General features: G+C 50.9%; 1 protein-coding gene. It reads left to right on the top strand.

All coding sequences use genetic code 11. The features are described from left to right. Nucleotides 1-29 precede the first annotated feature (29 nt). Nucleotides 30-1,045: F0F1 ATP synthase subunit alpha (atpA, locus tag ACYVRH_RS13235; protein WP_461257365.1), on the top strand; the 1,016-nt coding region annotated here is incomplete at its 3' end.

Genomic DNA, 1,045 nt, shown 5'->3' with positions numbered 1-1,045 from the left:
TACTTTAAAAGAGAGTACAGGAGGCCGCAATGGCTAACTACGATGATTTAACGAGAGTTTTAAAAGAGCGAATTGAAAATTGGAAGGGCGTGGCTTTGTCCGGCAGTTCGGGCTTTGTTGTTCAGGTAGGCGATTCTGTCGCCACCGTCTACGGTCTTAACGACGCAGTCTACGGAGAGATGGTTGAATTTGCCTCCGGCGCCCATGGAATTGTTTTCAATCTTGAGGAAGAGAACGCCGGCTGCGTAATTTTAACGGGCGAAGACTTGGTTAAAGACGGCGAAGAAGTAAAACGAACCGGCAGGGTTGTGTCTATTCCTTCAGGTAACGCGTTCTTTGGCAGGGTGATAAATCCGCTTGGCGAACCTCTTGATGGAAAGGGTCCTATAACAGCCGAAGCATTTATGCCGATGGAGGCTCCCGCCGCGCCTGTAATCGACCGTGGAAGCGTGGACACTCCGCTTCAAACAGGATGCCTTTCCATAGACGCGATGATCCCCATCGGGCGCGGACAGCGTGAGCTGATAATCGGCGACCGCCAAACGGGAAAAACCGCAATCGCTATTGACACGATAATTAACCAAAAAGGAAAAAATGTTATTTGCGTGTATTGCGCTATCGGGCAAAAATCGTCTTCGGTAGTGGCAATAGTTGATAACCTTGAGAAACACGGCGCGATGGACTACACCTTTGTAGTGCTTGCGTCTGCTTCAGATTCGGCGGCTCTTCAATACATCGCGCCTTATTCGGCGGTCGCAATGGCGGAACATTTTTTGCATCAGGGAAAAGACGTGCTTGTGATTTACGATGATCTTTCCAAACACGCCGTCGCTTACCGCGCAATCAGTTTGCTTCTGCGCCGCCCGCCGGGACGCGAGGCTTTTCCCGGTGACGTATTTTACCTACATTCGCGGCTTTTGGAACGGGCGGCAAAACTGGCGCAGACAAAGGGCGGCGGCTCAATTACCGCGATGCCCATTGTTGAAACACAAGCGGGCGACATTTCGTCTTACATTCCCACCAACGTAATTTCGATAACTGACGG

This window comes from Treponema sp. R80B11-R83G3 (assembly GCF_054786115.1).
Note: the sequence above shows the minus strand (reverse complement) of the source record. Positions and strands in the feature narration are given on the sequence as shown.